This is a genomic window from Myxococcota bacterium (assembly GCA_041389495.1).
Classification (GTDB): Bacteria; Myxococcota_A; UBA9160; order UBA9160; family UBA4427; genus JAWKRT01.
Window position 1 is genome coordinate 181,826 of the sequence record JAWKRT010000006.1, and the last position, 12,614, is coordinate 194,439.

The 12,614-nt window shown below is 73.2% G+C and carries 13 protein-coding genes; 2 read left to right on the plus strand and 11 right to left on the minus strand.

Annotated features, from left to right (window positions below; all coding sequences use genetic code 11):
* Positions 1 to 2: 2 nt before the first annotated feature.
* The 8 genes from R3E88_21910 to R3E88_21945 all read right to left on the minus strand — a co-directional run bounded on the left by R3E88_21910 (position 3) and on the right by R3E88_21945 (position 7,808).
* Positions 3 to 608, minus strand: a complete 606-nt coding sequence (locus R3E88_21910; protein MEZ4219135.1) for a response regulator — start codon at positions 606 to 608, stop codon at positions 3 to 5.
* A gap of 234 nt (positions 609 to 842) precedes the next feature.
* Positions 843 to 1,817, minus strand: a complete 975-nt coding sequence (locus R3E88_21915) for a hypothetical protein (GenBank protein ID MEZ4219136.1) — start codon at positions 1,815 to 1,817, stop codon at positions 843 to 845.
* A 4-nt stretch (positions 1,818 to 1,821) separates the two neighbouring features.
* Positions 1,822 to 3,114 carry a phosphopyruvate hydratase gene (gene eno, locus R3E88_21920; protein MEZ4219137.1) on the minus strand — a complete coding sequence of 431 codons (1,293 nt, stop codon included), beginning with the start codon at positions 3,112 to 3,114 and terminating at the stop codon, positions 1,822 to 1,824.
* Between the two features lie 235 nt (positions 3,115 to 3,349).
* Positions 3,350 to 4,141, minus strand: coding sequence for an ABC transporter ATP-binding protein (locus R3E88_21925; protein ID MEZ4219138.1), 792 nt, complete (start codon positions 4,139 to 4,141; stop codon positions 3,350 to 3,352).
* Complete coding sequence (locus R3E88_21930; GenBank protein ID MEZ4219139.1) at positions 4,138 to 5,160, minus strand: iron ABC transporter permease; 1,023 nt, start codon at positions 5,158 to 5,160, stop codon at positions 4,138 to 4,140. Before R3E88_21930 ends, R3E88_21925 begins: the two co-directional genes overlap by 4 nt.
* 17 nt (positions 5,161 to 5,177) lie before the next feature.
* Complete coding sequence (locus tag R3E88_21935; protein ID MEZ4219140.1) at positions 5,178 to 6,182, minus strand: helical backbone metal receptor; 1,005 nt, start codon at positions 6,180 to 6,182, stop codon at positions 5,178 to 5,180.
* A gap of 109 nt (positions 6,183 to 6,291) precedes the next feature.
* Complete coding sequence (locus R3E88_21940) at positions 6,292 to 6,663, minus strand: ComEA family DNA-binding protein (GenBank protein MEZ4219141.1); 372 nt, start codon at positions 6,661 to 6,663, stop codon at positions 6,292 to 6,294.
* Between the two features lie 65 nt (positions 6,664 to 6,728).
* Entirely contained in the window at positions 6,729 to 7,808 is a 1,080-nt protein-coding gene (locus tag R3E88_21945) for a polyprenyl synthetase family protein (GenBank protein ID MEZ4219142.1), read from the minus strand.
* A gap of 226 nt (positions 7,809 to 8,034) precedes the next feature.
* Between R3E88_21945 and bioB the strand changes: the two genes are divergently transcribed.
* Together bioB and R3E88_21955 are read left to right on the plus strand one after the other, a co-directional pair.
* The gene (bioB, locus tag R3E88_21950) at positions 8,035 to 9,105 is read left to right on the plus strand and encodes a biotin synthase BioB (protein ID MEZ4219143.1); all 1,071 of its coding nucleotides are present in this window, start codon (positions 8,035 to 8,037) and stop codon (positions 9,103 to 9,105) included.
* A gap of 108 nt (positions 9,106 to 9,213) precedes the next feature.
* A complete protein-coding gene (locus R3E88_21955; GenBank protein MEZ4219144.1) occupies positions 9,214 to 9,795 on the plus strand; it encodes an MXAN_5187 C-terminal domain-containing protein in 582 nt (193 codons plus the stop codon).
* On the opposite strand, the gene R3E88_21960 is transcribed toward R3E88_21955, so the two are convergent.
* The 3 genes from R3E88_21960 to R3E88_21970 form a co-directional block, all read right to left on the minus strand.
* Positions 9,792 to 11,102 (minus strand): hypothetical protein, encoded by a 1,311-nt coding sequence (locus R3E88_21960; GenBank protein ID MEZ4219145.1) that lies wholly within the window; start codon positions 11,100 to 11,102, stop codon positions 9,792 to 9,794. The two genes, R3E88_21955 and R3E88_21960, sit on opposite strands and share 4 nt — an antisense overlap.
* Complete coding sequence (locus R3E88_21965; GenBank protein MEZ4219146.1) at positions 11,099 to 12,316, minus strand: glycosyltransferase; 1,218 nt, start codon at positions 12,314 to 12,316, stop codon at positions 11,099 to 11,101. Before R3E88_21965 ends, R3E88_21960 begins: the two co-directional genes overlap by 4 nt.
* 43 nt (positions 12,317 to 12,359) lie before the next feature.
* The coding region (locus tag R3E88_21970) for a hypothetical protein (GenBank protein MEZ4219147.1) at positions 12,360 to 12,614 on the minus strand (255 nt) is incomplete at its 5' end.

Genomic DNA, 12,614 nt, shown 5'->3' on the forward strand with positions numbered 1-12,614 from the left:
CGTCAGACGGTCTCGAAGAAGTACGTCATGCGGACGCCGAGCGCGGTGGCGAGCTTGTGGAGCGTCGACATCGAGGCCGCGCTCTTCCCGAGCTCGATCTGCGAGATCAGGCTCACCGAGAGGCCCGTGCGGTTCGCGAGCTGCTTCAGCGTGAGCGTCCGCTCCTTGCGGCGGCTGCGGATGCGGCGCCCGACCTCGGTGTTCAAGTGCGTCTCGAGGTCGACCAGCAGCCCCTTCTCGCGGATCGCCGCGTCGAGCACGGCGCGCAGCTCCTCCTCGTCGAGCGGCTTCTGGAGATAGTGGAAGGCCTGGTGCTTCATCGTCGCGACCGCCATCTCGACGGTCGGGAGCGCGGTCATCGCGATGATGCAGAGGTCGGAGTCCGCGCCGCGGATGGCGGCGAGCGCGTCGAGCCCCGCCTGGTTGCCCGGCGACACGTCGAGCAGCACGAGCTGGTAGCGGCCCTGGCGCAGCTCGGCGTCGGCGGCCGCCGCGTCGTCGCAGAAGTGGACGCGATAGCCCTCGCGGCCGAGGAGCTCCTTCAGGTCGACCTTCGTGCCCTCGTCCGGGTCGAGCACGAGCACGGTGAGCTGCTGCTTTCCCGCCATGGAATCCCCTACCCCGCTTCGCCGGGAGCCGCGGAGGGCCGCCTCGGCGATGTGCGCTCGGAGCTCGAAGTCCCTCTCCCTGCTCGGGTTTCGGGCTCGCGTTGCGCGTTCGGGACAGGCTTTCGGTATTTCACACCAGCTGCATGAGCGGGAATTTCAGAATTTCCGGGATTTTCTCCAGGCAGCGGCTCGGGTCTCGGCCCGGTGTGCGGGCTCGTGGGTTCGCCCGCGCCTTCACCGGGTGTCGGACGGAGCCTCCGCGTCGCCCGGCGCGACGCCCGCGCCCGGCGTGGCGGGCACGATCGGCGACTCGAGCCAGGAGCGCGAGAACGCGGCCGCGGGCGCGTCGACCGCCGACGCTCCCACGACGTCGAAGCGCACGCTCGGCTTGCCCGGCTCGTCGACCTGGTACCACGCCGGCGCCGAGAGCCGTCCGAAGTTCGCGACCGGCCCGAGCCACACGACGACGCCCGTCGGCAGGTCGATGCGCCGCGGCTCGAAGCTCGCGAGGTCGACCCAGAGCGCGGCGCGCGGCCCGTCCGCGAGCAGCGGGTCGGCCGTCATCACGTCGCGCACGGGCATGTCGTCGCCGAACGGCGAGGCCGCCACGTCGGCGAGCCCGTCGCCCGCGTCGTCGGGGTCGTCCTCCGGCGGCTCCGGCAGCTCGCGCGGCGGCGGCACGCGGCGCGGGTCGCCGAGCACGTAGCAGTCGCCCTCGCCGCACGGCGCGAGACCGATGGCGTCGACCTCGGCGCCGATCGATTCGAGCCCCGCGCGCAGCGCGAGCGTCGAGTCGGTCTGCAGCAGGAAGAGCGGGGGCAGGAACTCGCGCGGCGAGGCCAGCAGCTCGCCGTTGCGCACGGCGAGGTGCTCGCCCGCCTGCAGCACGTGCCGCTCGACGAGCCCGCCCGCGCCGCGCAGCTCGAGCCGCGCGAGCCCGCTCGGGTGCGTCACGAGCACGCCGCGCCCGATGACGTCGCCCGGACTCGCGCCCGCGCCGTCGGCGCTCGCGTCCGCGGCGGTGCCGGCCGCGCCCGGCCCCGCGCCGACGATGCGCATCGAGACCTCGAAGCGCAGCGACTGCGCGCGGCCGACCGTCTTGTTGTGACGCGCGACGGCGGCGAGCACGCGGCTCGCCTGCGGGATGTAGGCCTGCGCCGCGGCGGCGGCGACGAGCAGTGCGGCGGCGACGGCGAGCGGGCGGCGCACGCGCCTAGCCTCGACCCGTGAGCTTGCTCGCGCCCGCATAGCGCGCCTTCGCGCCGAGCTCGGCCGAGATGCGGAGCAGCCGGTTGTACTTCGCGACGCGATCGCTGCGGCAGAGCGAGCCCGTCTTGATCTGGCCCGCGCCGCTGCCGACGGCGAGGTCGGCGATCGTCGTGTCCTCCGTCTCGCCCGAGCGGTGCGAGACGATCGCCGAGTAGCCCGCGTCCGCCGCGATGCGGATCGCCTCGAGCGTCTCCGTCAGGCTCCCGATCTGGTTCACCTTGATCAGGATGGAGTTGCCCGCGCCCTTCTCGATGCCCTCGCGCAGGATCGCCGGGTTCGTCACGAACAGGTCGTCGCCGACGAGCTGGCAGCGCGCGCCGAGCGCGGCCGTGAGCTTCGTCCAGCCGCTCCAGTCGTCCTCGGCGAGCCCGTCCTCGATCGAGACGACGGGGTACTTCGTCACCCACTCGTCCCAGAACTCGATCATCTGCTCGCTCGAGAGCTTGCGGCCCTCGCCGGCGAGATCGTAGACGCCGCCCTTGTAGATCTCGCTCGTCGCCGGGTCGAGCGCGATGTGGATCTGCTCGCCCGGGCGGTAGCCCGCCTTCTCGATCGCGCGCAGCAGCAGGTCGACGGCCTCGCGGTTGCTCTTCAGATCGGGCGCGAAGCCGCCCTCGTCGCCGACGGCGGTGTTGTAGCCGGCGTCGGCGAGCACCTTCTTCAGCGTGTGGAAGATCTCCGCGCCGTAGCGGAGCGCGTCCTCGAACGTCGGCGCACCGAGCGGGAAGAGCATGAACTCCTGCAGGTCGACGTTGTTGTCCGCATGCGCGCCGCCGTTGATCACGTTCATCATCGGCGCCGGCAGCAGGTGCGCGGCGTCGCCGCCGATGAAGCGGTAGAGCGGAACGCCGGCGACGGCCGCGCCCGCGTGCGCGGCCGCGAGCGAGACGCCGAGGATCGCGTTCGCGCCGAGGCGCGACTTCGTGTCGGTGCCGTCGAGCGCGATCATCGCGCGGTCGAGCTCGGCCTGGTCGGCGAGCGTGCCGAGCGGACGCCCGACCGCGCACTTCGCGAGCTCGCCGTTCGCGTTCGCGACGGCCTTCTGCACGCCCTTGCCGCCGTAGCGCGCCGGGTCGCCGTCGCGCAGCTCGAGCGCCTCGCGCACGCCGGTCGACGCGCCGGAGGGGACGGCCGCGCGGCCGACCGCGCCCGTCGACGTCGCGACCTCGACCGCGAGCGTCGGGTTGCCGCGCGAGTCGAGGATCTCCTGAGCCCAGACCGACCGGATCTCTGCCATCTCCGAAACGTCTCCTCTCCACATGGCGCGCGCCCGGAAGCCTTCCGCGCGCGGGGCGGCCCGCGAGCCGCTCGCTCGTGCGTGGGTGCGCGTTCGACCGGGTTCGGGTGACGCGCGCCGCGCGCCCGCGCGTGCGGGGCCCCGCCCGGGGCGGCGGGAGGCTAGCAGGTCGCGCGCCGCGGCCGGGCGCGTTCGACCGGCGCGAGTCGCGCGCTCGCGGAAGTCGCGCGGCGCCTCACCCGATGCGCGGCACGACGAGCGGCGCCCCGTCGGGCCCGTCGACGACCGCGGCGTCGAGCCCGAAGACCTGCTCGAGCGACCCGGCGTCGAGCACGTCGCGCGGGCGCCCCGCGCGCGCGATGCGCCCCTCGTGGAGCAGCAGCAGCCGGTCGCACGCGCGCGCCGCGAGCGTGACGTCGTGCGAGACGACGAGCGCGCTCGTGCCGCGCTCGGCCACGAGCTCGCGCACGATGCGCAGGACGAGCGCGCGGTGGTGCAGGTCGAGGAAGGCGGTGGGCTCGTCGAGCAGCAGCAGCGCGGGCTCCTGGACGAGCGCGCGGGCGAGCAGCACGAGCTGACGCTCGCCGCCGGAGAGCGCCTCGATCGAACGGTCCGCGAGCGACTCGATGCCGAGGCGCGCCAGCGCGCGGCGCGCGAGCTCGACGTCCCGCGGCGACTCGAACCCGAGCAGCGGCTGGTGCGGCGCGCGCCCCATCAGCACGAGCTCGGCGACCGAGAACGGGAAGGGAACGTGCAGGTCCTGCGGAACGACCGCGACCCGCTGCGCGAGCGCGCGCCGCGAGAGCGCGGCGAGCGGCGCCCCGAACAGCTCGATCGCACCCGCGCGCGGCGCGATGCCGCGCGCCGCCGCGCGCAGCAGCGTCGTCTTGCCGGCGCCGTTGCGACCGAGCACGCCCGCCACCTCGCCGCGCGCGAGCTCGAACGCGACGCCGCGCAGCACGGCGCGGCGGCCGAGGTCGACGTGGACGTCGTCGAAACGCAGCGCCGGCGCGTGCGCGTCGCTCATCCGACCACCACGCGCCGCTGCTGGCGGCGCAGCAGGAAGAGGAAGAGCGGCCCGCCGACGAGCGCGGTGATCGCGCCCACCGGCAGCTCGCGCCCGAACAGGAGCGTGCGCGCGAGCGCGTCGCACACGACGAGGAAGGCGCCGCCCGCGAGCGCGGCGCCCGGCACCAGCACGCGGTGGTCGGCGCCGACGACGAGCCGCAGCAGGTGCGGGATGATGAGCCCGACGAACCCGACGAGCCCCGCGACCGACACCGCCGCGCCCACCATGAGCGCCGTCGCGAACAGCAGCCAGCGCTTGTGCGCCTCGCTCGCGACGCCGAGCTGCTCGGCCGTCTCGTCGCCGAGCGCGAGCAGGTTCAGGCTGCGCGCGAGCGACATCGCGACGCCGAGGCCGACGAGCAGGAACGTCGCGACCAGGCCGGCCGCGTCGATCGACGTCGCCGACAGGTTCCCGATCAGCCAGAGGAAGATGCGCGCGCCCTCGATCAGCCCCGCGATCGACGCGAGGAAGACGATCGCCGCCGAAGCGAACGCGTTGAACACGACGCCCGTGAGCAGCAGGCTCGTCGGCGAGACGCGCCCGCCCGCCCCCGCGACCGCGTGCAGCGCGACGGTCGCGAGCACGCTTCCCGCGAACGCCGCCGGCGGCACGGCGCTCGCGCCGAGCCCGACCGCGGCGCCGAGCGAGAGCGTCGCGATCGCCGCGAGCGCGGCGCCGCCCGAGACCCCGAGCACGAACGGGTCGGCGAGCGGGTTGCGCAGCAGCGCCTGGAACACGACGCCCGACGTCGACAGCGAGGCGCCGACCAGCATCGCGAGCGCGACGCGCGGCACGCGGATGCGCCAGACGATGTCGGCCGTCGCGCCGCTCGCACCCGGGTCGAGCAGCGCGCCGAACACGTCGCGGGCCGCGAGGTCGCTCGGGCCGAGCGCGAGCCCGGCGAGCGCGGCCGCGACCGCGAGCGCGGCGAGCGCCCCGAGCGTCGCCGCGAAGCGCCCGGCCGTGAGTCGCTGCATGGCGCGCCGCGGCCCGCCTAGCGTCCGGGCTCGACGCTCGGCGCGAGGTCGCCGTCGAGCGTCGCCGCGATGGCGGCGTCGACCTCCGCGCCGTGGAGCGCGAGCGCGAGCTGGCGGAGCGCGACGTCGAGCGCGGGCCCGGGCAGCGTCAGCGTGCGCGCGTCGACCTGCAGCACGCGCTCGGTGCGCACCGCCGGGATCGCACTCCAGCGCTGCCAGAAGCGCGCGATCTCGGCGCGTTCGGCCTCGCTCCCCGCGCCCGCGGCGTGCTCGCTCGTGTCGAACACGACGTCGGGCGCCTGCGCGACCACCCACTCGAGCGACGCGCGCGGATAGCCCTCGCCGAGCGCGCGCCCCACGTTCTCGCAGCCCGCGCTCGCGAGCATCTCGTCGATGAAGTTGCCCGCGCCGACGACGAAGACCGGCTCGCGCTGCAGCGCCACCAGGCACCGCACCGGTGCGCGCGACGCCGTGACGCCGCGGACCGCCGCGCGTGTCGCCCGGATGCGCGCGACGCGCGCGCGCGCCTGCGCGGGCTCGCCGACGAGGTCGCCCAGGCGCGTGATGTTGGCGAGCACCTCGTCGAAGCGCAGGTTCGCGAACACGACGACGCGCACGCCGAGCGCCTCGAGACGACCGCGGAAGTCGCGCTGCTCGGCGCTCGGAACGAGCACGACCGCGTCGGGCCGCAGCGCGACGACGGCCTCGAGGCTCGGGTCGAAGAGCCCGCCGACGTCGGGCACGTCGTCGAGCTCGGGGTGTTGGCGGTGCGTGTACGTGTCGACGCCGACGAGCACGTCGCGCGCGCCGAGCGCGAGCACGATCTCGGAGAGCGAGGGATTGAGCGAGACGATGCGCGCGCGCGGCGCCCCCGCGCCGCCGGGCGCGGTCGCGACCGGCGACTCCGCCAGGGCGACGAGCGGCGCCACCGCGAACGCCACCGAGAACGCCGCCGCGAGCGCGCGGCACAGTGCGGTGCGCGCGCGACGTCCGGCGCGGTCGAGGGGCGGGAGACGACGCATGGAAGGTCGAGTCTAGGACGTTCGCCGCTTCGCCCGCCTCCGTCGCGGCGCGCGCGCTGGGGTGCCGGAGCCGGAGCTCCGGCACCCGCGATGCGCCGGTGCGCGCGCGCTAGCGCGCTCCCGCCGTCGACTTGCCCGAGACGCTCACGTACGGGCGGAGCCGAGCGAGCATCGCTTCGCCGATGCCCTTGACCTCGACGAGCTCGTCGACGCTCTTGAAGCCGCCTCGCTCCGTGCGCTCGGCGACGATCGCCGCCGCGCGCGACTCGCCGATGCCGGGCAGGAGCTGCAGCTCCTCGAGGCTCGCCGTGTTGACGTTCACGACGCCGGAGAGCGGCGCGGCCTTCGCCGCCGCCTCCTTCTCCGCCGCGAACGCAGGCGGTGCGAGCGCGCCGATCTGCGCGAGCAGGGCCAGCACGGGCAGCGCGCGGCGCAGGCGGAGCCGCACGCGGCGACCTCGCCGGCTCGAATGGTGGTTCATGTCCGATCACTCCGCGGGACCGCGGGGGTGAGGGGTCGGGCCGCGTCGCGCGCGCGCGGCGGCGACTAGCGATCGCGCGCGACCGCGAAGGCCGCGGCCGCCAGCATGGCCTGCTTCGGCGGGCCGTCCGCGTAGGGCGCGATCGCCGCCGTCGCGCGCGCGACGTGCTCCTCCGCGCGGCGGATCGTGTCCTCCACGCCGCGGTAGCGGTGCACGAGCTCGAGCACGCCGGCGAAGTCCTCGGCCGGGCGCTCGGCCTCGCCGAGCTGCAGCGCGTCGGCGGCGACGTCCTTGAGCAGCGCGGCCACCATCTCGCGCTCCGCCGTCGTGCAGCGCTTCAGCGTGAGGAGCAGCGGCAACGTCACCTTGCCCTCGCGCAGGTCGGTGTAGCGGTGCTTGCCGAGCGCGCGCTCGTCGGCCTCGTAGTCGAGCGCGTCGTCGCGGATCTGGAAGGCGAGGCCGAGCTCGCGCCCGTACTCGGCGAGGCGCCGCTGCTCGGCGCGCGTCACGCTCGCGACGACGGCACCGCACTCGCCCGCCGCCGACAGGAGCGTCGCGCTCTTGCGCTCGATCACCTTGTAGTAGTGCGACTCCGGCGCGTCGACGTCGAAGCTGCGCTCGAGCTGGAGCAGCTCGCCCTCGGACATCGCCTGGATGCACGAGGTGAAGATGCGGAGGATCTCCGCGCTCCCGTCCTCGACGATCATCGTCGACGCGCGCGCGTAGAGGAAGTCGCCCGCCAGGATCGAGCGCTTGTTGCCCCAGACGACGTGCGCGGCCGGCTTGCCGCGGCGCACGGTGGCGAGATCGACGACGTCGTCGTGCAGGAGCGTCGCGGTGTGGATCAGCTCGAGGGCCGCGGCGATCTGGATGCGGCGCGGCCCGGTGTAGCCGCACAGCTCGGCGGCCAGGCACAGGAGCGCGGGGCGAAGCCGCTTGCCACCCGAGTCGAACACGTGGTCGCCGATCGCGGCGATGAGCGGCGCTTCGGAGTCGAGCTGGCCGTGGAGCGCGCGCTCGACCTGCTCGAGGCTCTCGGCGACGCGCTCGAAGACGAGGGCGATCATGTCGACGGCGCGCTGTCCGGTGCTGCCGCCCGACGCGCGGGGCGACGGCGCGGGCGAAGACGTGGAGGGGGGCTGCATGGCCGGCCACGCTAGCGGGCGCGCCCGGGGTTGTCAAAGAGAAAACGCAACGAAATCAAACAGTTGACGGATGTTCACGCACCGGAGTGCACGCTGTGGCCGGCGGTTCTCCGACCGCGGCGAACTGTCGACCGCGCGCGCACGCGCGGTTGACGGTGCGCTAGCCTCGCCCGCCGCCGCGCCGCCGACGCGCGCGCGCAGCGCACAGAAGCGAGGAGCCGTCGCCATGTTCAGCACGTACTCGAAGCTCGCCGAGGCGGCGCTCCGCGGCGAGGCGCCGAGCGAGGCGCTCTGCGAGTGGATGCTCGTCGGCGACGACGTCGAGCTCCTTCCGCTGCTGCACGCCGCGTTCGAGCCCCGCCGCGCGCGCTTCGGGCGCAAGGTGATGGTGCACGTGCTGAACAACGTGCAGAACGGCCTGTGCCCCGAGGACTGCGGCTACTGCTCGCAGAACAAGGACTCGCAGGCTCCGATCCGCAAGTACGCGATGAAGAGCGAGGACGAGATCCTCGCCGAGGCGGAGGCCGCCGCGAAGGCGGGCGCCACGCGCTACTGCATGGTGATGTCGGGGCGCGGCCCGACGGTCGCGGGTGCGCGGCGGCTCGCCGACGTCGTGCGCAAGGTCAAGGAGCGCTACCCGATCGAGGTGTGCCTCTCGATCGGTCTGCTCGGCGAGGAGCACGCGCGCATCCTCGCCGACGCGGGGCTCGACCGCCTGAACCACAACCTCAACACGGCCGAGCGCCACTACGACGAGATCTGCTCGACGCACACCTACCGCGACCGCGTCGAGACGCTGCGCGCCGCGAAGAAGTGCGGCATCGAGCCGTGCAGCGGCCTGATCGTCGGCATGGGCGAGCGGCCGGTCGACCTGATCGAGGTCGCCTTCCGCCTGCGCGAGCTCGAGGTGCCGTCGATCCCCGTGAACTTCCTGATCCCGATCGAGGGCAACCAGGTCACGCGCGACGGCTCGCTCACGCCCGAGCACTGCCTGCGCACGCTCTGCCTGATGCGGCTCGTGAACCCGACGGCCGAGATCCGCGTCGCGGCCGGCCGCGAGGGCCACCTGCGCTCGCTGCAGGCGCTCGCGCTCTACCCGGCGAACTCGCTCTTCGTCGAGGGCTACCTCACGACGCGCGGCGACTCGGTGAACGAGACGTACCGCATGATCCGAGAGGCCGGCTTCGAGATCGACGGCAACCCGATGTACGCGAGCGGCGACGCGGACGCGGGCGAGTTCCGCATCCCCGGCGGCGGCGACCGGCTGCTGCGCGACGAGGTCGTGCGGCCGGACTGACGTCGCGACGCGCAGCCCGCGCGCGACGCGCGCGCAACGCGCGCCGGTCGATCGCGCGGCTCAAGGCGTCCGACGCGTGCGTCGAAGAGCCCCCGGTCAGGGGGCGCAATGGCAGTCGAGTCGCTCGATGAGGAGCTGCGCCTCCTCGACACCAAGCTGAAGCAGCTCAAGCTCGACTACGAGCAGTACTTCCTGGGCGCCCGCCCGCGCGAGCCCCAGCAGCTGCGGCGCGAGATCCAGAAGGCGATCGTCATCCACTCGCAGCAGCCCATCCGCAACACGGCGCTGCGCTTCCGCTTCAACGGCATCAACTCGCGCTTCCAGGCGTTCAAGCGTCAGTGGGACCAGACGCTGCGCGAGATCGACGCCGGCACCTACCAGCGCCACGTCTTCAAGGCCAACCTGCACGACCGCGCGCGCGGGATCGACGCGCCCGGCGCGGCGCGCCGCGGCGCGAGCGGAGGCGCGCCCGAGGACGCGAAGCCCGGCGGCGACCGCCTCTTCGACGCCTATCGCGAGGCGGCGCGCAGCTGCGGCCAGGACGTCTCCGCCCTCACGCCCGAGAAGCTGGAGCGCGTCGTGGAGCAGCAGCGCACGGCGCTGCAGAAGAAGCTCGGCTGCGACGACGTCGACTTCCGCGTCGTCGTCAAGGACGGCAAGGTCAAGCTCAAGGCCGCCGCGCGTCGTTAGTCCCGAGAGGGCGCGGCGCGCTCGGCCACGACCGAGCGCACGTCGACCACGTACATCTGTCGCTCGCCGCGCTCGTGCGTCGAATCGATGCACACGTAGTCGCCGCTGTGCCCCCATCGCGGATGCAGATCGCAGCGGAAGCCCGTTTCGCAGGTCTCCGGCACCGAGTAGAAGCTCCCGATCTCGACGAGTTCGCCCTGCGCGTGGTCGTAGAGGAAGAGGTGGCGGTGGTACGCCTCGTCCTCGTACGAGTCGGTGAGCATCCACCGCGGGTCGCCCGGTCGCCACGTGCAGTGCCCGTTGTCGGGGAACACGATCTGCGGCGCGAGCTTCTCGACGCGGCCACTCGCATCGTCCACGAGCAGGTAGGTGTCGCCGACGAGACTCCCGCGCGGCAGCGAGAGCGCGCGCCAGAGCCAGTGGTACACGGGCAGAAGAGGCTTCACGAAATAGCGCGTGAGGTTCTTGCTCTTGCGCAGGCTCGCCACCGCCGACGCGGGTCTCCCCCACAGGCTCATCTCGCTCGCGGTGCGCCATCCCTGGTGCGACACCATCCCCGTGTCGACGAGGTTGCGCACGCCGCTCCCATCCTCGTTCGCGCTCATGAGCCGCGAGTAGATCGCGCCGTCGGGGAGCCGCCAGCAGTGGAAGAAGCTGAAGCGCGCGCCGTCGGGCGCGTACATCGCGTGCTCGAGGTAGTGCGTCGCGCCGTTCATCGAGGACTTGGGCGCGATGCGCGTCATGTCCTCGGTCGACACGACGAGGCGGTGCTCGCCCGTCTCGAGATCGAGCCAGGACAGGCCGTCTTCCTTCGGAAGTGGCTGGTTCCAGCGCTCGTCGACGACACCCTCGTAGCGGTAGCCGGGGCGCGGAAAATAGAGACGCTCGAAGTTGACGCAGATCGCGGAGCGCCCGCTCGGACTCACGGTGTACACGGGCAGCGGGAGGGTGCGCGTGGCTCCCGAGTCGACGTCGACGATGCGCGCGACGAAGTGGTCGCCCTCGCGGTCGTTGAAGACGATGCGCCGCGTGTGGTCGGGACCGAGCCACTGAAGCATCGAGCCCTGCTGCCAGTTGTAGGCCCGCGTCGTGGCGAGCTCGCGGTAGGCGCCGGTCGCGAGCTCCCAGATGCCGATCGCGACGGTGTCGCCTGCCGTCGCGAGCCGCTTCCAGTCGTGGTCGGCACGGTGCGAGAGCATGCGGCGCTCCTCGCGATCGAATGGCGACTTGTCGTAGTAGCCGAAGAAGTGGTGGCCGGGCCCGTGGGTCGAGAAGACGACGGGACAGTGCCGACTCCGCGCGCTCATTCGTCTCTGGAACCTCCTTCGAAGAGCGTGTCGAGCTTCGCGACGAGCGAACGGATCCCGGCGGCGAAGTCGTTCGCGAGAGCGATCTCGTGGGAGCGCGCCCCGAACGAGCGCAGGCGCGCGGGCGACGCAGCGACGTCCGCGATCGCCTCGGCGAACGTGCGCACGTCGTTCAGCGGGAAGATCGCGCCGTTCTCGCCCGGGAGCACCAGATCGGGCGCCGTTCCGATCGCATCCGAGCACACGGCCGGCAACCCGAAGTAGAGCGCCTCAGAGAGGGCCTTGGGCGACGGGTCGCGATTCGAGGGGAGGACGAAGAGATCGGCGGCCCGCATTGCGCTCGCGATCTGCGCCTGTCCGAGGAAACCCAGGAAGTGGACGCGATCGGCGACGCGGCGCGAGCGTGCGAGCGCTTCGAGATCCGCGCGCAATGGGCCGTCGCCGGCGAGCGCGAGGTGGACGTCCGGGCGCCGCGCGAGCGCGGGCGCCGCGAGCGCCGCGATGCAGTCGCCGGTGCACTTGTGGTCGGTGAACCTCCCCACGTTGAGAACGAGCGTCGCTTCGTGTGGAATGCCGACGCGCTCCCGGAAGCCGGCGCGCGTCTCGGCGGCGTCGCGCAGCCGAGCGAGCTCGTCGTTGTCGACGGCGCAGGGGAACGCGAAGAGCTGCTCCTCGCGAGCACCGCGCGAGATCTGGTAGTCGCGGTTGTCCGTCGAGCTGTACGCGACCGCATCGCAGTGATCGAGGAACCAGCGATTGAGCGGGTGCTTGATCGCCGTGGCGGCCCGCCCGTCGTGAAGCGTTCGCCCGCGCACCGAGCCTTCGCCGCGATAGACGATCTTCGCCCCGGCCCTTCGCGATGCGACGAGTGCGAGCCAGTTCGAGATCGACAGGTAGCCGTGCAGGATCACGGCGTCGTAGCCCCCGCGCCGGATCGCCACCCCGACTCCCGGGTTGATCCGGTCCACGACCGCCGTGAACCGCGCGGGAGAGAGGTTGCGCACGAACTCGTGCGGATATCCCTCGAGCATCGGAACGTCCCACGCCATCGCGGCGTTGAGCGTGGGATCGATCGTTCCGTCGACGCCGATCGTGTCGAGGAAGATGACGTTGGCGTCGATGCGCGGATGCGCTGCCAGCGCGCGCCAGATGCCGGCCTGGTACTGGATCGGATGGCGCGCGACGACACCCACCCGGTAGCGGCGTGCGCTCATCGCGAGGTTCCCGCTCGCACGCGACGGCGACCGACCGACGTCGCTACCGCCCCGCCACGTCGAGCCGCACGCGCGCGGCCTCGAGCTCGCGCTCGAGCTCGGCGCGCTCGAGGCTCGCGCCTTCCGCGCTCGCGTCGGCGCCGGGCGCGGGGAGCGCGGCGAGTCGTGCCTCGAGGTCGCCGACCTCGGTCTGCGCGGCGGCGCGGTCGAGCTTCGCGGCGAGGTCGCAGCGGCTGACGAGCACGGTCACGGCCTCGGCCGAGACGTCGGCGAAGCCGTCCGAGATCGCGGCCCACTG

Coding starts and splice junctions, on each gene's coding strand:
- R3E88_21910 (MEZ4219135.1), bottom strand. CDS start 608: ATGGCGGGAAAGCAGCAGCTCACCGTGCTCGTGCTCGACCCGGACGAG.
- eno (MEZ4219137.1), bottom strand. CDS start 3,114: ATGGCAGAGATCCGGTCGGTCTGGGCTCAGGAGATCCTCGACTCGCGC.
- R3E88_21925 (MEZ4219138.1), bottom strand. CDS start 4,141: ATGAGCGACGCGCACGCGCCGGCGCTGCGTTTCGACGACGTCCACGTC.
- R3E88_21930 (MEZ4219139.1), bottom strand. CDS start 5,160: ATGCAGCGACTCACGGCCGGGCGCTTCGCGGCGACGCTCGGGGCGCTC.
- R3E88_21935 (MEZ4219140.1), bottom strand. CDS start 6,182: ATGCGTCGTCTCCCGCCCCTCGACCGCGCCGGACGTCGCGCGCGCACC.
- R3E88_21940 (MEZ4219141.1), bottom strand. CDS start 6,663: ATGAACCACCATTCGAGCCGGCGAGGTCGCCGCGTGCGGCTCCGCCTG.
- R3E88_21945 (MEZ4219142.1), bottom strand. CDS start 7,808: ATGCAGCCCCCCTCCACGTCTTCGCCCGCGCCGTCGCCCCGCGCGTCG.
- bioB (MEZ4219143.1), top strand. CDS start 8,035: ATGTTCAGCACGTACTCGAAGCTCGCCGAGGCGGCGCTCCGCGGCGAG.
- R3E88_21955 (MEZ4219144.1), top strand. CDS start 9,214: ATGGCAGTCGAGTCGCTCGATGAGGAGCTGCGCCTCCTCGACACCAAG.
- R3E88_21960 (MEZ4219145.1), bottom strand. CDS start 11,102: ATGAGCGCGCGGAGTCGGCACTGTCCCGTCGTCTTCTCGACCCACGGG.
- R3E88_21965 (MEZ4219146.1), bottom strand. CDS start 12,316: ATGAGCGCACGCCGCTACCGGGTGGGTGTCGTCGCGCGCCATCCGATC.